Origin of the sequence: Kribbella caucasensis (assembly GCF_004361855.1) — a bacterium.
GTDB lineage: Bacteria > Actinomycetota > Actinomycetes > Propionibacteriales > Kribbellaceae > Kribbella > Kribbella caucasensis.
Window position 1 is genome coordinate 694,965 of the sequence record NZ_SNWQ01000001.1, and the last position, 17,481, is coordinate 712,445.

General features: G+C 67.5%; 16 protein-coding genes, 2 tRNA genes and 1 pseudogene. 13 read left to right on the forward strand and 6 right to left on the reverse strand.

From position 1 onward, the window contains the following. Positions 1-316 precede the first annotated feature (316 nt). The 5 genes from dnaN to EV643_RS03370 are packed head-to-tail and all read left to right on the forward strand — an operon-like array spanning position 317 to position 5,540. Positions 317-1,462 (forward strand): DNA polymerase III subunit beta, encoded by a 1,146-nt coding sequence (gene dnaN / locus EV643_RS03350; protein WP_133798417.1) that lies wholly within the window; start codon positions 317-319, stop codon positions 1,460-1,462. A gap of 49 nt (positions 1,463-1,511) precedes the next feature. Further along, positions 1,512-2,429: a phosphogluconate dehydrogenase (NAD(+)-dependent, decarboxylating) gene (gene gnd / locus EV643_RS03355; RefSeq protein ID WP_133798418.1), complete on the forward strand. Its 918-nt coding sequence runs from the start codon at positions 1,512-1,514 to the stop codon at positions 2,427-2,429. 9 nt (positions 2,430-2,438) lie between these two features. Further along, on the forward strand, positions 2,439-3,578 hold the full coding sequence (gene recF, locus EV643_RS03360) for a DNA replication/repair protein RecF (protein WP_133798419.1): 1,140 nt from the start codon (positions 2,439-2,441) through the stop codon (positions 3,576-3,578). Continuing rightward, the gene (locus EV643_RS03365; protein WP_133798420.1) at positions 3,571-4,164 is read left to right on the forward strand and encodes a DciA family protein; all 594 of its coding nucleotides are present in this window, start codon (positions 3,571-3,573) and stop codon (positions 4,162-4,164) included. Before recF ends, EV643_RS03365 begins: the two co-directional genes overlap by 8 nt. A 44-nt stretch (positions 4,165-4,208) precedes the next feature. After that, positions 4,209-5,540 carry a hypothetical protein gene (locus EV643_RS03370; RefSeq protein ID WP_133798421.1) on the forward strand — a complete coding sequence of 444 codons (1,332 nt, stop codon included), beginning with the start codon at positions 4,209-4,211 and terminating at the stop codon, positions 5,538-5,540. A 42-nt stretch (positions 5,541-5,582) separates the two neighbouring features. Here EV643_RS03370 and EV643_RS03375 read toward each other — a convergent pair whose 3' ends face one another. From EV643_RS03375 to EV643_RS03385, 3 genes are read right to left on the reverse strand one after another with little or no spacing between them, the layout of a single operon-like run. Then, positions 5,583-6,143 (reverse strand): hypothetical protein, encoded by a 561-nt coding sequence (locus EV643_RS03375; protein WP_133798422.1) that lies wholly within the window; start codon positions 6,141-6,143, stop codon positions 5,583-5,585. Beyond that, entirely contained in the window at positions 6,140-6,733 is a 594-nt protein-coding gene (locus EV643_RS03380; RefSeq protein WP_133798423.1) for a hypothetical protein, read from the reverse strand. The genes EV643_RS03375 and EV643_RS03380 overlap by 4 nt, the downstream gene beginning before the upstream one ends. Continuing rightward, positions 6,730-7,356: a hypothetical protein gene (locus EV643_RS03385; RefSeq protein WP_133798424.1), complete on the reverse strand. Its 627-nt coding sequence runs from the start codon at positions 7,354-7,356 to the stop codon at positions 6,730-6,732. The genes EV643_RS03380 and EV643_RS03385 overlap by 4 nt, the downstream gene beginning before the upstream one ends. 360 nt (positions 7,357-7,716) lie before the next feature. Between EV643_RS03385 and gyrB the strand changes: the two are divergent. From gyrB to EV643_RS03410, 6 genes and pseudogenes are all read left to right on the forward strand, one after another. Further along, a pseudogene (gene gyrB, locus EV643_RS03390) lies at positions 7,717-9,796 on the forward strand (DNA topoisomerase (ATP-hydrolyzing) subunit B). A gap of 157 nt (positions 9,797-9,953) precedes the next feature. Continuing rightward, a complete protein-coding gene (gyrA, locus tag EV643_RS03395; RefSeq protein ID WP_440589963.1) occupies positions 9,954-12,542 on the forward strand; it encodes a DNA gyrase subunit A in 2,589 nt (862 codons plus the stop codon). Next, positions 12,542-13,696: a DUF3566 domain-containing protein gene (locus tag EV643_RS03400; protein ID WP_133798427.1), complete on the forward strand. Its 1,155-nt coding sequence runs from the start codon at positions 12,542-12,544 to the stop codon at positions 13,694-13,696. Before gyrA ends, EV643_RS03400 begins: the two co-directional genes overlap by 1 nt. A 106-nt stretch (positions 13,697-13,802) precedes the next feature. Then, a tRNA-Ile gene (locus EV643_RS03405) sits at positions 13,803-13,879 on the forward strand. Between the two features lie 37 nt (positions 13,880-13,916). Continuing rightward, the gene (locus EV643_RS45370) at positions 13,917-14,048 is read left to right on the forward strand and encodes a DLW-39 family protein (protein WP_238165325.1); all 132 of its coding nucleotides are present in this window, start codon (positions 13,917-13,919) and stop codon (positions 14,046-14,048) included. 10 nt (positions 14,049-14,058) lie between these two features. Further along, positions 14,059-14,134 (forward strand) — tRNA-Ala (locus EV643_RS03410). Between the two features lie 70 nt (positions 14,135-14,204). On the opposite strand, the gene EV643_RS03415 is transcribed toward EV643_RS03410, so the two are convergent. Together EV643_RS03415 and EV643_RS03420 are read right to left on the reverse strand one after the other, a co-directional pair. Then, positions 14,205-14,792 (reverse strand): META domain-containing protein, encoded by a 588-nt coding sequence (locus EV643_RS03415; RefSeq protein WP_166665296.1) that lies wholly within the window; start codon positions 14,790-14,792, stop codon positions 14,205-14,207. Then, the gene (locus tag EV643_RS03420; RefSeq protein ID WP_133798429.1) at positions 14,779-15,288 is read right to left on the reverse strand and encodes a SigE family RNA polymerase sigma factor; all 510 of its coding nucleotides are present in this window, start codon (positions 15,286-15,288) and stop codon (positions 14,779-14,781) included. The genes EV643_RS03415 and EV643_RS03420 overlap by 14 nt, the downstream gene beginning before the upstream one ends. A gap of 162 nt (positions 15,289-15,450) precedes the next feature. On the opposite strand from EV643_RS03420, the gene EV643_RS03425 reads away from it, so the two are divergent. Continuing rightward, positions 15,451-15,984 carry a GNAT family N-acetyltransferase gene (locus tag EV643_RS03425; RefSeq protein WP_133798430.1) on the forward strand — a complete coding sequence of 178 codons (534 nt, stop codon included), beginning with the start codon at positions 15,451-15,453 and terminating at the stop codon, positions 15,982-15,984. A gap of 18 nt (positions 15,985-16,002) precedes the next feature. On the opposite strand, the gene EV643_RS03430 is transcribed toward EV643_RS03425, so the two are convergent. Then, the gene (locus tag EV643_RS03430) at positions 16,003-16,380 is read right to left on the reverse strand and encodes a VOC family protein (protein ID WP_133798431.1); all 378 of its coding nucleotides are present in this window, start codon (positions 16,378-16,380) and stop codon (positions 16,003-16,005) included. Between the two features lie 356 nt (positions 16,381-16,736). Here EV643_RS03430 and EV643_RS03435 point away from each other — a divergent pair, with 356 nt between their 5' ends. Beyond that, positions 16,737-17,381, forward strand: coding sequence for a VanZ family protein (locus EV643_RS03435; protein ID WP_133798432.1), 645 nt, complete (start codon positions 16,737-16,739; stop codon positions 17,379-17,381). Positions 17,382-17,481: the final 100 nt, after the last annotated feature.

Consider the following 17,481-nt stretch of genomic DNA (forward strand, 5'->3'; position numbering starts at 1 on the left):
GTGATTCGCGCTCTGACCTGCGAATACGTCGCTTCTCCACAGTTTCCACAGTTGCGAAGAACCCTATGGAATCTGTAACTAGGTCAAAGTCCACAAATGGTTCATCCGGCCCGATCTGGGGAAAACTCGCAAATCCGGCCCGGGCTGGGCAGTGTCGGCGCGACCTGTCAGGCTGTTCCTGCGACACCCCAAGGCCCACTCGTGGACTTCGGCGGACGACCCGCCCGAAGCGCCGCGTCAAGCCCGGTTGGCGCACATCACATCTGTCCGTGGCAGGATCTGCCTGGCACACAGCCGAATCAGGAGGCACCCAGCGGTGAAGTTTCGCGTCGAGCGCGACGTACTGGCCGAGTCGGTGGCCTGGGCCGCGCGTAGTTTGCCCAGTCGTCCGAGCGTCCCGATCCTGGCGGGACTCCTCGTCGAGGCCGAGGACGGGCAGATCACCCTGTCCGGCTTCGACTACGAGACCTCCGTGCGCGTCACCGTGCCCGCACAGGTGGCGGATTCGGGGAAGTGCCTGATCTCCGGCCGGCTCGTCGCCGACATCTCCAAGAGCCTGCCCAACCAGCCCGTGGACGTCGCCGTGGACGGCGCGAAGGCCCAGGTCACCTGTGGCACTTCTCGATTCACGCTCCAGACGCTTCCCACAGAGGAATATCCGGCTCTGCCAGACCTTCCGGCGGCCAGCGGCACGGTTCGTAGCGACGTTTTCGCCCAGGCCGTCTCTCAGGTCGTCACCGCGGCCGGTCGCGAGGACACTCTTCCGGTGCTGACCGGCGTCCGGGTGGAGATCGAGGGATCGACCATCTCGCTGCTGGCCACCGACCGGTACAGGCTGGCCATCCGCGAGTTGGAGTGGAACCCGCATTCGCCCGACGCGTCGGCGGCCGCCCTGATCCCGGCCCGCGTGCTGTCCGAGACCGCGAAGGCGATGACCGGGACCGACATCATCGTGTCGCTCGCGGCTCCGGGCAGCGGTGACGGCATCGTCGGCTTCGAAGGCGAGGTGTCCGGCGGCAACCGCCGGGCCACCACCCGCTTGTTGGACGGCGAGTTCCCGAAGGTCCGCGGCATCATCCCGACCGACGCCGCGATCGCCACCCGGGTCCGGATCGACACCGCGACCCTGGTCGAGGCGGTCAAGCGCGTCGCCCTGGTGGCCGAGCGGAACGCGCCGGTCCGGCTGACGTTCTCCGAGGACACCGTGACGCTCGACGCCGGCAGTGGCGACGAGGCTCAGGCGTCGGAGTCGATCGAGGCACGGGTGGCCGGCGAACCGGTCACCGTCGGCTTCAACCCGACGTACCTGCTCGATGGCTTGAACGCGATCGGAACACCGGTGGCCCATCTGGCGTTCACCCAAGCGACGAAGCCGGCCGAACTGACCGGTGTGGTGGACTTCGACAGCGATCCGATCAGCGAGTTCCGGTACGTCCTGATGCCGGTCCGTCTGAACAGCTGACCCTGGACCACCACGACAGCGGAAAGCCAACAGAACAAGGGGATTCACGATGGAGCTCGGCCTTGTCGGTCTCGGCAAGATGGGCGGCAATATGCGCCAGCGGATTCGTAACGCCGGCCACACCGTGGTCGGCTACGACCACAACCCGGACATCTCCGACGCCAAAGACCTGACCGACCTGGTCGGCAAGCTCACCGCAACAGATCAGCCGAAGGTCGTCTGGGTGATGGTGCCGGTGCAGGCCATCGATCCGGTGATCACCGAGCTGGCCGAGCTGCTGTCCGAGGGCGACATCGTGATCGACGGCGGCAACAGCCGCTGGACCGACGACACCCGGCGGGCGGCGCAGCTGGCCGAGAAGGGCATCAACTTCGTCGACTGCGGCGTCTCCGGCGGCGTCTGGGGCCTGGAGAACGGCTACGCGCTGATGTGCGGCGGTGAGGCCGCCACCATCACGACGCTGATGCCGATCTTCGAGTCGCTCAAGCCAGAGGGCGAGTTCGGTTTCGTGCACGCCGGCAAGGTCGGCGCCGGGCACTTCACCAAGATGGTCCACAACGGCATCGAGTACGCGATCATGCAGGCGTACGCCGAGGGCTTCGAGCTGCTCGAGGCCGCCGACGTCGTGGACAACGTCCCGGAGGCGTTCAACTCCTGGCGCGAGGGCACCGTGATCCGGTCCTGGCTGCTCGACCTGATGGTCAACGCGCTCAAGGAGGACACCCACCTGGACAAGATCCGGGGGTACGCCGACGACTCGGGTGAGGGCCGCTGGACCGTCGAGGCCGCCATCGAAAACGCCGTACCGGTGCCCGCCATCGCCGCGTCGCTGTTCGCCCGGTTCGCCTCCCGGCAGGAGGACTCCCCCGCGATGAAGGCGATCGCCGCGATGCGGAACCAGTTCGGCGGCCACGCGGTCAAGGGCGCCGAGGACCCGTCGTACGCGACGCCGCCGATCAAGCACTGAGACCAGCAGGTGTATGTCACCGCCCTCGGTCTGGTCGACTTCCGGTCCTACCAGCAGGCGGAGGTCCAGCTCTCACCGGGCGTGACCTCCTTCGTCGGACCGAACGGCCAGGGCAAGACGAACCTGGTCGAGGCGATCCACTACACCGCGACGCTCGGCTCGCACCGGGTCGCCACCGACGCGCCCCTGGTCCGGGCCGGTGCGCCGCGAGCGATCGTCCGGACCGAGATCCGCGCCGAGTACGACCGGGACGTGGTGGTCGAGCTCGAGATCAACCCGGGCAAGGCGAACCGGGCCCGGATCAACCGCTCACCGGTCCCCCGGCCGCGCGAGGTGCTCGGCCTGCTCCGCACGGTGCTGTTCGCGCCCGAGGATCTCGCGCTGGTGAAGGGCGATCCGTCCGAGCGGCGCCGGTTCCTGGACGAGCTGCTCACCCTGCGATCGCCGCGGATGGCCGGCGTCAGGCAGGACTACGACCGCGTGCTCAAACAGCGGAACTCCTTGCTGCGCAGCGCGTCCATGGCACGCCGGCAGAACCGATCCGGCGCCGCCGAGGGGCAGCTCCGCACCCTCGAGGTCTGGGATTCGCACCTGGCCAAGTCCGGTTCGGAGCTGCTCGCCACCCGGCTCGAACTGCTGGAATCCCTTCGACCGTTGGTCTCCAGCTCGTACGACGCTGTTGCCCGGGGCAAGGGTAATGCGCGGCTGGAGTACAAGTCGTCGGTCCGGCTGGAGCCAGGTGTCACGTCGCGGGACGACCTCGCCCAGGTCCTGCTCGACGCGGTCCGGGAGAAGCGGCAGGACGAGCTGGACCGTGGGGTCTCCCTGGTCGGCCCGCATCGCGACGACATTTTGCTCGGGCTCGGGGACTTGCCGGCCAAGGGGTACGCGAGTCACGGTGAGTCCTGGTCGTTCGCACTCGCGCTGCGACTGGCGTCGTACGAGTTGCTGAGGGCGGACGGGGGTGAGCCGGTGCTGATCCTGGACGACGTGTTCGCCGAGCTCGACTCGCAACGGCGGAACCGGCTGGCCGAGCTGGTAGCGCCCGCCCAGCAGGTCCTGGTGACGGCCGCGGTCGGCGCCGACGTACCGGATGAGCTGGCCGGCGAGCGGTTCGACGTCGGTGACGGGACGGTTCGCCGTGCCTGAACCCCGGAATTCCTCTGAGAGCGGCCCTGAGAGCGGCACCGAGAGCGAGGTCGAGTCGGGCCTGCTGCCCGAGGAAGCGGAGCACGACACGCAGGGGCTCGACCTGGCGAAGTCGCTGGCCGGCCGGTTGAAGAGTGCCGCGGCCAAGAACGGCCCGGCCAGACCGGTCCTCAAGCGCCGCAGGCGCCGCGCCGATGGCGTCCAGGTCAGCGGCGCCCGCCCTGACGACCGCGATCCGCAGAAGCTGACGAACACCCTCGGCCGGCTGATGCGCGACCAGGGCTGGGAGATCGACGTCGCCGTGCACGGTGTGATGGCCCGCTGGCCGTCGATCGTCGGCCCCGAGATGGCCGAACACTGCAAGCCGGAGAGCTACACCGACACCGAGCTCACCGTTCGTACCGATTCCACCGCCTGGGCCACCCAGCTCCGCCTGCTGGCCCCCGAGCTGGTTCGCCGCCTCAACGCCGAACTGGGCGACGGCACCGTCACCCACGTCACCGTCCAAGGCCCCAACACCCCCACCTGGCGTAAGGGTCCCCGTACCATCCGCGGCGGCCGCGGTCCAAGAGACACCTACGGCTGAGATCGGTTGCGATCGCGACCCGGGGCTCCCCTAGGATCGGCGCGATGCGCACGATGGTCGAGGGACTCAGCGAGCTGGTCCACCTGGTCGGAGACACCATCCGGCTGTGGTGTCGGAACCTGCTGCCCCTGGTGATGTGGTTCCTGGCCGGTTACGTCGGCTTCCGGGCCGCGGTCAACGGCGCCATCTGGCTCAGCGCACATCAGCACAAGAGCCTGGCCTTCGGGATGTTCGCGGCCGGTGTGCTGGCCCAGATCGCCGCATCGGTCGGCATGATCCGGACCTGCGCCAACTCGCTCTACCGCTGGCGCGACGCCGCCAGCGACGACGAGGACGAGACCTCCGACCCGACCCAGCAGAACCTGATGGAGCTGCTGGCGGTGACGATGCTCCCGCTGGTCGCCATCTGGTCCGCCTGGGGTTTTCTGGAGGATCAGATCGGGCAACTGTCGGCCACCAACATGGTCCAGATCGGGCTCCAGCCGGGTGCTCAGTTCTTCAACGTCGCCGGCGACGCCTGGCGGGGCTATCTGCCGGCCATCGTCGTCCTGCTGGTCCTCCGCCGGGTGGTCGAGGCGATCGACGACCGCTGGCCGAGCCGGCCGGCCAAGTTCGTCCAGGTCTGGGCCGAGGCGTTCTTCCTGCTGATCACCGTCGTGGTGCTCCCGTCGGCGAAGAATCAGTTCATCGGGTGGTTCCAGGCGCGGAACTTCTGGTACCTCACCCTCGACTGGTGGGACGCCTTCAATAACTTCTTCGACGGCATCAACATCCCGGTGCCGGACGGAATCGTGTTCCTCTGGGGATTCTTCTGGGACCCGCTGTGGCCGTTGTTCAAGGAAGGTGTCGGTGAGCCGCTGACCTGGCTCGCGATCACTACAGTCGTGTTCGGACACCGAGTGCTGTCCGGCCATGGAGTTCTGCGCGGGACACGGCTGGAACAGCGGCTGGGCGGTCAGCCGGTCGTGGAGAAGCAGCCGAACCGGATCGTCGCGCTCACCAACAAGGCGCCCAACCTGCTGCTCGGCGGGCTGCGGGAGAAGTTCTACCCCACCTTGAACGCGTTCCGGCTGCTGGTCCGATCCGGTCCGGTCTTCCTGGGCGTGGTCTGCCTGGTCTACACCCTCTACACGCTCGGCGACCAGTGGACGTTCGTGGGCATCCAGCGGCTGCTCGGCGTCCACGGCGAGCGCTGGGGCTTGATGAACCACGAGATCGCCTCGCTGATCAAGGACGTGCTGTTCGAGACCTTCCGGATCGCCCTGCTGGCGGCCGCGTTCGACATGTGTATCTCGGTCAGTGCGCAGCGCCGAGCGGAGGCCGCCCAGGCGGCAGCGGCCAAGACCGAGGGCGAAGCGGCCGACGCCCGGAGTTGAGTAGTACCGGGCTGATCAGCATCGGGCTGATCGGCACTGGGATCAGAAGGTGATCAGCACCCGGCGGAACTTTTCCCGGGTCTCCACCTGAATCCCGGTCAGATGCGGTACTGCGGACGCCGGCACCACGAAGACCTTCGCGATCTTGCCGGTCTCGTTCCGCTTGATCGGCATGTCGTCGTTCCCGCAATAGGTGGACAGCGGCAGCCGGAACACGTCCTTGCTCTTCCAGACGTTGCCGCGATCGTCGCGCAGCGCGGCGTCACAGGTGAATCCGCCATCGTTCATCTTCAGACCGTCCAGCGGGGTGACGGAGACCGTCACCAGGATCACGACCGAGCCGGCGACGTTGTCGTCCACCTCGATCGCCTTCTTCTCCTCGTCGACCAGCCGGGTGTACGGCTGCATCGAATCGATCTTCCAGGTCACCTTCTCGATCGTCACCGGGCCGCCGTCGACCACCTCCGTGACGGCACCTTCGTTCCACAGCCGTTCTTCGTCGCCAAGGTAGGTCCGGAGCAACAGGTACGCGCTCAGGCCGAGCAGCACGACCAGGAGCGAGAGCTGGGCCGTCAGCCGGAAGAAGCGGTTGGAGATTCTCATTCGGCCACCCGGGTGGTCTCATCGGGCATCACGTACTCGTCGGCGGCGCCGTCGATCGACCGTTGGGCGATTTCTTCGCTGGGCACCGCGAGGTCGATCGACAGGTCCTGGGCCAGCGAGTTGAAGAACTGGGTCCTCTTCAGATAGAAGGTCAGGCCGGTCACGTCGGCCGGGTTGACCTCGAACACGAAGGCTCCGGTCTGGGCGAACCCGGGCTCGGGGAAGCTGACGCTGTCCCCGATCACCTCGGTCACAGGTTCGTAGACCGAGCCGCCGTCGGCCCTCAGCATCACGCTGTTGGTGCCGGGGTCCTTGCCGCCGCGGACGGCGTCGTACTCGATCGCGACGAAGATGCCCTTCGTCTGCACCATCTTGTCGTCGGACTCGTCCGCCTGGAACGACTTGACGAAGCGCATCCGGGTGATGGTCAGCTTCGAGTCGCCGTACTCGAGCTCCTCGCCGATCGTGCCGCTGGTGACGACCCGGTCCTGTTTGTCGAACACCTGCTCGGGCTCGCCCAGCCGGGTCAGACCGCCGAGCAGGACGAAGATGACGCCGATCACGACGGTCGCCGGACGGTAGAGCTTCACTTCTCCTCCGTCTCGATCGTCGTCGGCAGCCGGACCACGCTGATCGCTGTCTCGGCCCCCCAGTACTTGTCGTCGGTGGCGCCGGTCAGCTCGCTGGCGGCGTCGTACTGCTCGCCCATCACGCCGATCTCGACCTCCTTCGCGTCGAAGTCGACCGGCACCTCGAACTTGGCCGAGCAGGACTCCGACGGCAGGCCGTAGACGAAGACGTAGCCCAGCTCGTCATGGCAGGTGGCGCCATTCGAGTCGATCGGGTCCTCGCCACCGCCGACAACGAGTTTCAGCAGCCCGCCGGACATATACGTACTCGTCTGCTCCTCGTCATCGATGTTCTTGATGTCGAGGTACACCTCGAGACGGGTCTCGGCCTTGCTGTACTCACCCTTCGGCTTGCGGATGATCTTGGCGCTGGTGAAGCCGAACTCGAACCGGCCGGCCTCGACCGTGACCGGGGCGGTCAGCGTGGGGACCGAGCGGCCCTTGTGCTCCTTCCAGCCGCCGGTGAGCCAGATGACCACGGCGAGTACGACGACGACGGCGAGGGCGATCAGCCATTTGCGGCGGTGCCGGTGGATCACCCGGTCGGCGATCATGGCGTCGATGACGTCGTCGAGACTTTCCACGGCAGTGATCCTAAGCGCCGGTGGGTGCGGCGGCCGGGTGGTTCCGGAACCCGGCCGGATCACGGTTGGATCCCCGGTCGGATCGCCGGTCCGGGTCTCGGAAATCAGACGGTCAGGGACAAGTCGGTCAGAAGCCACTGAGCGCCCGTGAGCGCTTTCCGAGCCCCCACCCGCGAGAGGGGACATGGCGAGGAGGGAGAAAAGACGCCCTGTCCACAGTTTCGGCCGCCTCATGGCCGGTTCTGCTTCGCTCGACAGGTAGACTGGGGCCGTTGAGAGAGCCGCTGCTACTGATCAGGCCACCGACGGGCCGGAAACAGGGTCCGAGGTCCGGGACGGTAGGGGCGGCTTCCACTGTGCATCGATGCCCCGTGTACGCGGGGTCCGAGGAGGACAACAGACGGTGACCGACGAGCCGACCGAGATCGACGCAAACCCGTCCGCCGACAGCATCGGCACCGTCGTACCAGACAGCGTGATCCCCTCCAGTCTCGTGGAGAAGGAGTACGACGCGAGCGCGATCCAGGTCCTCGAGGGCCTCGACGCGGTCCGGAAGCGTCCCGGTATGTACATCGGGTCCACCGGTGAGCGGGGTCTGCATCACCTGGTCACCGAGGTGGTTGACAACGCCGTGGACGAGGCCCTCGCCGGGTACTGCGACAAGATCATCGTCACCCTGCTGGCCGACGGCGGAGTCCGGGTCAAGGACAACGGCCGTGGCATCCCCGTCGGCATCGTCGAGTCCGAGGGCAAGCCGGCCGTCACCGTCGTACTGACCGTGCTGCACGCCGGCGGCAAGTTCGGCGGCGGTGGGTACAAGGTGTCCGGCGGTCTGCACGGTGTCGGTGTGTCCGTGGTGAACGCGCTGTCCACCCGGCTGCGGGTCGACGTCGAGCAGAACGGCAAGGAATACACCCAGTCGTTCACCATCGGCGTCCCGGACGCGGACCTGGAAGAGATCGGCCCGTCCGACGGCCACGGCACCACCGTCACCTTCTGGGCCAGCCCGGACGTCTTCGAGACCACCACCTACTCGTACGAGACGCTGTCCACCCGCTTCCGCGAGTACGCCTTCCTGAACAAGGGCCTGGAGATCGTGATCCGGGACGAGCGGCCGGACCACACCGAGGACGGCAACCCGGTCGAGCAGTCGTTCCGGTACGACGACGGCCTGATCGACTTCGTGAAGTACCTGACCGGGACCCGCGAGACCGTGCACCGCGACGTGATCGCCTTCGAGGCCGCGCAGAACGAGGACAACCTCAGCCTCGAGCTCGCGATGCAGTGGAGCGGATCGTTCCAGGAGTCCGTGCACACGTTCGCGAACACGATCAACACGCACGAGGGCGGCACCCACGAAGAGGGGTTCCGCGCCGCGCTCACCTCATTGGTCAACTCGTTCGGCGAGGACCAGGGGATGATCAAGAAGAAAGAGGACAGGCTCACCGGTGACGACGTCCGGGAGGGCCTGACCGCGATCATCTCGGTCAAGCTGGGCGAGCCGCAGTTCGAGGGCCAGACCAAGACCAAGCTCGGCAACACCGAGGTCAAGGGTTTCGTCCAGAAGGTCGTGAACGACCGGCTGGGCGCCTGGTTCGAGCAGAACCCGACCGAGGGCCGCGAGATCATCCGCAAGGCGACCGCGGCCGCGAGCGCCCGGATCGCCGCCCGCAAGGCGCGCGACCTGGCCCGCAACCGCAAGGGCCTGCTGGGTGGCGGCGGGCTGCCGGGCAAGCTGTCCGACTGCCAGTCGACCAATCCGGAGGAGTGCGAGGTCTACATCGTCGAGGGTGACTCGGCGGGCGGCTCCGCGAAGGGCGGCCGGGACCCGAAGTTCCAGGCGATCCTGCCGATCCGGGGCAAGATCCTGAACGTCGAGAAGGCCCGGATCGACAAGGTGCTGCAGAACAACGAGGTGCAGGCGATCATCTCCGCCCTCGGTACCGGCATCCACGAGGACTTCGACGAGGAGAAGCTGCGGTACCACAAGATCGTGATCATGGCCGACGCCGACGTCGACGGCCAGCACATCCGGACCCTGCTGCTGACCCTGCTGTTCCGGTTCATGCGGCCGCTGATCGAGCGCGGTCACGTGTACGCCGCGCAGCCGCCGCTGTACAAGATCCGCTGGAGCAACGGGCCGCACGAGCTGGCCTACACCGAGCGGGAGAAGGACGGCCTGATGGCGGCCGGCTTCGAGGCGGGCAAGAAGCTGCCCAAGGAGAACGGGACCCAGCGCTACAAGGGTCTGGGTGAGATGAACGCGCAGGAGCTGTGGGAGACCACGATGGACCCGGCCAACCGGGTGCTGCTGCAGATCACCCTGGACGACGCCGCGAGGGCCGACGAGACCTTCGCGACGCTGATGGGCGACGACATCGAGGCCCGCCGGAACTTCATCCAGCGCAACGCCAAGGACGTCCGCTTTCTTGATATTTAGCGCAGCCTCGACATCTGAGGACCGCCGCCCGGGCCGCCGGGCGGCCACCACAGCTTCGCCGTACTGACCGACGTATTGAACCGAACGGGACGAGATGACCGAGACCCCCACTTCGCCGGGACACGACCGGATCGAGCCGCTCGATCTGCAGACGGAGATGCAGCAGTCGTACCTCGACTACGCGATGGCCGTCATCGTCGGCCGCGCCCTGCCCGAGGTCCGTGACGGCCTCAAGCCGGTGCACCGCCGCATCCTCTACGCGATGTACGACGGCGGCTATCGGCCGGACCGTGGCTTCTCCAAGTGCTCGCGTGTCGTCGGTGACGTGATGGGTCAGTACCACCCGCACGGCGACTCGGCGATCTACGACACCCTGGTCCGGCTGGCGCAGCCGTGGGTGATGCGGGCGCCGATGATCCAGGGCCAGGGCAACTTCGGCTCGCCGGGTAACGACCCGGCCGCCGCGATGCGGTACACCGAGTGCCGGCTGGCTCCGCTGGCGATGGAGATGGTGCGCGACATCGACCAGGAGACGGTCGACTTCCGCCCCAACTACGACGGTCGCTCGCAGGAGCCGGTGATCCTGCCCAGCCGTTTCCCGAACCTGCTGGTGAACGGCTCGGCCGGTATCGCCGTCGGGATGGCGACCCAGATCCCGCCGCACAACCTGCGCGAGGTCGCCGCCGCCGCGAACTGGTGCCTGGAGAACCCGGACGCCAGCCAGGAGGAGATCCTGGCCGCCTGCATGGAGCACATCAAGGGCCCGGACTTCCCGAACGGCGCCCTGGTGGTCGGCTACAAGGGCATCGACGACGCCTACCGCACCGGTCGTGGCTCCGTCACGATGCGCGCGGTGGTGGACATCGAGGAAGACGCGAAGGGCCGCACCAGCCTGGTCGTCACCCAGCTGCCGTACATGGTCAACCCGGACAACCTGGCGCAGAAGATCGCCGAGCTGGTCAACACCGGCAAGATGAGCGGCATCGCCGACATCCGGGACGACACCTCGTCCCGGACCGGCCAGCGCCTGGTGATCGTGCTGAAGCGCGACGCCCAGCCCCGGGTCGTGCTGAACAACCTCTACAAGCACACGCAACTGCAGGACACCTTCGGCTGCAACATGCTCGCCCTGGTCGACGGTGTGCCGCGGACGCTGAGCCTGGACTTGTTCATCACGCACTGGCTTGAGCACCAGATCGAGGTCATCCAGCGGCGGACCCGGTACCGCCTGCGTGAGGCCGAGAAGCAGGCCCACGTCTACCGCGGTCTGGTCAAGGCGCTCGACGCGCTGGACGAGGTGATCGCCCTGATCCGGCGCAGCCCGGACGTCGAGGACGCCCGGACCGGCCTGATCTCGCTGCTGGAGATCGACGAGATCCAGGCCCAGGCGATCCTGGACATGCAGCTGCGCCGGCTGGCCGCCCTCGAACGGCAGAAGATCATCGACCGGCTGAACGAGCTCGAGGCCGTCATCGCCGACCTCGAGGACATCCTGGCCAGCCCGATCCGGCAGCGGAACATCGTCCGCGACGAGCTGGCCGAGATCGTGGAGAAGTTCGGCGACGAGCGGCGTACCGAGATCATCGCGGCCGACGGCGACCTGTCCGTCCAGGACCTGGTGCCGGACGAGGACGTCGTCGTCACCATCACCCGCGGCGGCTACGCCAAGCGGACCAAGACTGACCTGTACCGCGTCCAGAACCGCGGCGGCAAGGGAGTTCGCGGCGCGACCATGCGGGCCGAGGACGAGATCGGCCACTTCTTCGCCACCACGAACCACCACTGGATGCTGTTCTTCACCACCAAAGGCCGGGTCTACCGGGCCAAGGTGTGGCAGCTGCCCGAGTCGGCGCGGGACGCCAAGGGATCGCATGTGGCCGGTCTGCTCTCGTTCCAGCCGGACGAGGAGATCGCCCAGGTGCTGACCCTGCGCGACTACGAGCAGTCCGACTACCTGGTGCTCGCCACCAAGCGGGGGCTGGTCAAGAAGACCGCGCTGACCGATTACGACTCCGCCCGGCAGAGCGGCATCATCGCGGTGAACTTCCGCGAGGAGGACGACGAGCTGATCGGCGCCGACCTGGCGACCGCCGTGGACGACCTGCTGCTGGTGTCGAGGAAGGGCCAGTCGATCCGGTTCACCGCGAACGACGAGCAGCTGCGGCCGATGGGCCGGGCCACCTCCGGCGTCACCGGGATGAAGTTCCGCCCCGGCGACGAACTGCTGTCGATGTCGGTGATCCGGGCCGGGACGGAGGAGGACGAGCAGTACGTCTTCACCGTCACCGATGCCGGCTACGCCAAGCGCAGCCGGGTCTCGGAGTACCGGCAGCAGGGGCGTGGTGGGCTCGGGATCAAGGCGGTCAAGCTGAACGACGAGCGTGGCTCGCTGGTCGGCGCGATCATCGTCGGGGACGGCGACCAGGTGCTGGCGATCAAGTCCAGCGGCCAGGTCGTCCGGAGCCGGGTGGACAGCGTGCCGGTGAAGGGCCGCGACACGATGGGCGTGAAGTTCGCCGGCGTCGGCGAGTCGGACGCGGTGGTCGCGATCGCTCATAACACCGACCTCACGGTGAGTGAGGAGGGTGTCGTGATCAGCGCGGATGCGGTCGAGGATGCCCAGGATGTGGACGGTTCGACAACCGAAACCACCCCTGAGAGCGTCCAGGATGGTGACAACCATTCGACTGACGCCGACGGCACGGCTACCGTCGATGACGACGAAGCCGGCCAGGAGGGCATCTGATGACCAACCGTGCGAGGCCGACATGGCCTGATGGTGCGGACAACGCCAAATCCCAGCGGTCGCCCCAGGGCGGCAACGGGAAGGCGCCGTCCAACCCACCGGCCGGACCGGCCTCCAACGGACGGGCCGGCGGTTCCCAGCCGCGGCCAGGTACGCCGAACGGGCAGAAGGCGGCCCAAAATCCGACGGATCTCCGCCCCCAGCCCCGGACGGTGAACCAGCCGCAGCCGGGGGGATCGCAGCCGGGACCGTCGGGCGGATCGCAGTCCGGTCCGTCGTCGGCCGGGTCGAAGCCAGGTTCGTCTGGGTCCAAGCCCGGGTCCTCGGTCGGATCCAAGCCGGCGCGGCCGCCGCAGCAGCCGCCGGTCCGCCCGGTCTCGAAGCAGTCGCAGCCGTCGCCCTCGATCCAGTCGTCATCGATCCCGCCGATCTCGACACATCCGGGTGTCGGTCAGCCTGGTCTGGCGGTCCCCGCGGCGAAGGCGGGGCAGTCTCCGGTGGGCCAGCGGCCGGCTTCGGTGACTCCGAGCACGCCCGGCCGGCCCGAACCGAGGCTGACCTCCGGTCCGGCGACTCCCGGGCAGCCCGCGACCCCGGCGTACGGGCAGACCGGGAAGCTGTCGTCGCCCTCGGCGAAGTCGACCGAGACGTTCGGCGATCGGGTCAGCGCGGCGAAGCAGGCCGTGCTGGACAAGGCCGCCGCGGTCAAGGAGGCGGCGAGCACCGACAAGCCGAGGCCGTCGGCGGCCACCGAACCGGCGCCGCGGCCGTCGACTCGCGGTCAGGTCCGCAAGGCGCGGCTGCGGCTGGCCCGGCTGGACCCGTGGTCGGTGATGAAGACGTCGTTCCTGCTGTCGATCGCGTTCGGCATCGTGACCTGGGTCGCGGTGTTCATCGTCTGGTCGGCGATCGGCGCGGCCGGCGTGTTCGACAACATCAACAACACTGTGTCCGAGGTTCTCGGTACGCCGTCCGCCGAACCGTTCCGGATCGAGAACTACATCAACACCGGCAAGGTGATGGGCTTCACCACCTTGCTCGCCTGCGCGGATGTGCTGATCCTCACCGCGCTGGCGACGCTCGGATCGTTCCTCTACAACATCGCGGCCACCCTGCTGGGCGGCCTCGAGGTGACGCTCGCGTCGGAGGACTGACCGCCTGGTTCCGGTTCCGATCCCCGCTGCCGTCGGGCCGATCGGAACCGGTTTGGGAGACAGGGCCCGAGTGCGGTAATCTCTCCCGGGTTCGATCCCGCACTGCGGGCCTATAGCTCAGACGGTTAGAGCGCTGCCCTGATAAGGCAGAGGTCACTGGTTCAAGTCCAGTTAGGCCCACCATCCCCAACTGATCGACACACCGATCCGAGGAGTCCCGGTGCTGAAGAAGGTTCTGCTGGTCCTGGTAGCGAGCATCGGTGGATACTTCGCGTACAAGAAGACCCAGCAGTCCCGCGCCGACAAGGACCTCTGGGCCGAGGCCGTCGACCCGGTCACCCCGGGCCGCTGATCACCCCCACGGGGGCGTAGCTCAACTGGCAGAGCACTGCCTTTGCAAGGCAGGGGTTAGGGGTTCGAGTCCCCTCGTCTCCACCATCACTCCGCTGGTCGGCGCCCGATTCTCCCGTTCCAGCTCCGAACCTCGCGGCGACTCCGCGTGCCGCAGTCACACCCGCTCGTAGGTTCCGAGCCGTTGTCCATCAGCCGCGGAGAAGGTGAGCGAGCGGCCGTCGATCGCGAACCGTACTGCCCGTTGAAGCACTATTGAGTTGGGGACGTTGTCACAGCCGATCAGGTGCTGAGGGCCGGCATCCGCGCTGATTGATCCGTCGTCGCCGGCGCGGTAGGTTCCGCCGATCCCGTTGCACCCGTCCGAACCATGCCATCGCCCATCGCTCGTGAACCCGATGTTCGGCGCGCGGTCGGCCGCCGGCGGCCCGGAGGGCGGGAGTTTCGAGTTGTCGAACCCGACGATGTCGACTGGCCGCCAGCTGCCAAGCAGCGCCTCGGCCTGCGTCTGCGTCGATGCCGATGTGCTGGACGTCGACACCCCCGCGGGCTCGTTCCCGGCCGGCGTGGTGACGGCAATGGTGACTCCGACCGCAGCCATGGTTGCCGCGGCGAGGCCGGATGCCAGCCAGGTGCGGCGGCGGCGAACGGGCGTGGCTGCTCGGCTGACGAGGTCCTCGACCACCGGCGCCCGCTCGCCTACCTCGATCAGGATCGCGCGAAGTTCGCGTTCAAAATCTGTCATGGTCATCGTCAGCTCCCTTGACGATCGCCGGATCGTGGGCCGCTCTCAGCGCGGCGAGCGCCCTGCTCGCAGTCGCTCGGGCGGTGGATTCCTTGATCCCGAGCACGGCCGCGATCGAGGCATGGTCGAGATCCTCGTAGTACCGCAGGACGATCACCGTCCGCTCCCGGAGCGGTAGCTGGATCAGCGCGCGCCACATCGCGTCGTGCTCAGTCACCGCCAACGCCGGATCAGGTTCCGAGTGGTCCGACGCAGGCAGCACCCGAGGTGTCTCGCGGGAGGAGCTACGTCGGGCCGCCGACACATGCGCGTTGACCAGGGCACGGCGTACGTAGGCGTGTGGATCGTCCATGCCTCGTACACGCCGCCAATGCCGATAGGCGTTCATCAGAGCTTCCTGTGTCAGGTCTTCGGCGCGGTATCGGTCACCCGACAGCACGTAGCCCAGCCGCACCAACTGCTGCCCGCGGGCCGCCACGTACTCGTCGAACTCCACACCCGACTCCCAACTACGGGGTTGTCCTACCCCTTGAACGTTGCAGCGCCCCAAAACGCTGCGTCGCCGCACTATCCCGCTAGCTCGGTGCCCCGGGGCGAGGGCAAGGTGTGGCTCGGATAATGCTTTGCTCGGCTTGGAGGGGGCGGATAGTTTCGCCGGGTGGTGGAGATCATTACTGATCGGCTGGTTCTGCGGGACTGGCGGGAGTCCGACCTGGCGCCGTGGGCAGCGATGAACGCCGACCCGGAGGTCCGGGAGTATCTCGGGCCGTTGCTCACCGCCGAGGAGGCGGCGGCCTCGGTGCGCAGCTTCCAGGACGATCTGGACCGCAACGGCTTCGGGTTCTGGGCGGTGGAGGTTCGCCACACGGGCGAATTCGTCGGGTTCGCCGGCCTGGACACGGTGGACGAGGGGATGCCGTTCACAGGCGTGGAGGCTGGTTGGCGGCTGGCCCGGTCGGCATGGGGGCACGGGTACGCCACGGAGGCGGCGCTCGCCGTACTGCGGTACGGCTTCGACACGCACCGGATGCCTGAGATCCTGGCGATCACCACGACGACGAACCTGCGCTCGCAGGCTGTGATGCAGCGGATCGGCATGACCACCGACCCGGCCGAGGACTTCGACGACCCAGAGGTAGCAGTGGGTCCACTGAGGCGATGCGTCCTTTATCGCAAGCCGATGACAGCCTGATCCAGTCTTGACCTCTGGTTACGCCTGTGAGGGGAGCCAGCACAGGCAGAACGGATGGCCGGCGGGATCGGCGTAGACCCGGAAGCCTGACGGTACGGCGGAGTCGTCGGCCGCCTTCAACAATCGCCCGCCCAGTTCCAGCACCCGCTCATGCCCGGCTTCGAGATCCTCGAGGTAGAAATCGAGGTGGATCTGCTGCGGCGAAGTGTCGTCGGGCCACCTGGGCGGGACGTGATTCGGCGCCAGCTGGACTCCGAGCTGCCAGTCCCCATCGACCCAGATGTTGTGCCATCGCTGGTTCGCCTCGACGGTGCCGCCCAGCAGCCCGGCCCAGAACGCGCTCTCCGCGTGGAGATCCGCCGCCTCGAGAACGATCATCCGATGCTTGATCTTCACAGCTCGTACCCCTCTGATCGGCAACCAGCATGATGAGAACCCGGATCAGGGGACCACGAAACTGAAGGTCTCATCAACAGTTGCCGCTCCGACGCCGCCAAGTCAGCGCCGCGGTGAGGTTGCTGGGGGCAACTAGGTTGTTGCCTTGGGCTACTGAAAAGTCGTGACAGTTCGGGTACGGATTGTCACGGGGTGTGCACTGTTTGTTTGCGATGTCCGGAACTCACTAGCGAGCGGCGGAACTGTCAGCCGATCGTCTGATGAGGAAGTTTTCGGCGACGTTCCTTTGACGCTGTGCTCACGCGGGGTCCGGTCTGGCGCGCGTGAAACCGGTCGACGACGGAGGATCCGGACACGTGCTCGAGACCTATCGCGGCATCCCGCACCTGCTGGACACTTGGCTCGTTCTCACCGGGATGGCGATCCCGATCGCGGTGTCGGCCGCCCGGCGTCGCGGTGACGGAGTGGTGCCACGGCTCGCCTCCGTACTGATGCCGGCCGCGTTCGCACTCGTACTGGCGGCGACCCTCAGCCCGACCGCGAACCGGCTGAACGGCCTCGGCAGCTGCGGCACCCACCTGGCCACGACGGGTGGCCTGACGTCGGTGCAGGGGCTGCTGAACGTGCTGCTGTTCGTGCCCGTCGCCGGGATGCTCACGCTGGCCTGTGGGCGGCCGGCGGACGGGATCGCAACCGGGATCGGCTTGTCGGCCGCGGTGGAGGCGATCCAGGCGTTGGTACCGCAACTCGGCCGGTCGTGTCAGCTGCACGACCTGATCGCGAACACGGCCGGAGCGTTCGCGGGCGTCGGGCTGGCCGCGGGCGTCCAGGCGATCATCAGTCGAGGGCGGGTGCTCACCGTCCCGGTGTACGTCGTGGACCATGGCGCGCTGCTGGCGACACGAGGGCGGCCGGCCGCTCGGCATCGACGGCAGGAGCTGTCTCCAGTCCCGGTCACCGCCCGGACGAACCCACTCCACCCCATGGCACGGCTGCGCTGAGTCCCGCCGTACGCCGGTGTGCGCGGCTGGGGTCGGCTGTTCTCCGGTACATGCGTGGGTGCCGATTGACGCCGTCTGGCGGGGTGACGGTGGATGATGA

Coding starts and splice junctions, on each gene's coding strand:
- gnd (WP_133798418.1), top strand. CDS start 1,512: ATGGAGCTCGGCCTTGTCGGTCTCGGCAAGATGGGCGGCAATATGCGC.
- EV643_RS03370 (WP_133798421.1), top strand. CDS start 4,209: ATGCGCACGATGGTCGAGGGACTCAGCGAGCTGGTCCACCTGGTCGGA.
- EV643_RS03375 (WP_133798422.1), bottom strand. CDS start 6,143: ATGAGAATCTCCAACCGCTTCTTCCGGCTGACGGCCCAGCTCTCGCTC.
- gyrA (WP_440589963.1), top strand. CDS start 9,954: ATGCAGCAGTCGTACCTCGACTACGCGATGGCCGTCATCGTCGGCCGC.
- EV643_RS03400 (WP_133798427.1), top strand. CDS start 12,542: ATGACCAACCGTGCGAGGCCGACATGGCCTGATGGTGCGGACAACGCC.
- EV643_RS03415 (WP_166665296.1), bottom strand. CDS start 14,792: ATGACAGATTTTGAACGCGAACTTCGCGCGATCCTGATCGAGGTAGGC.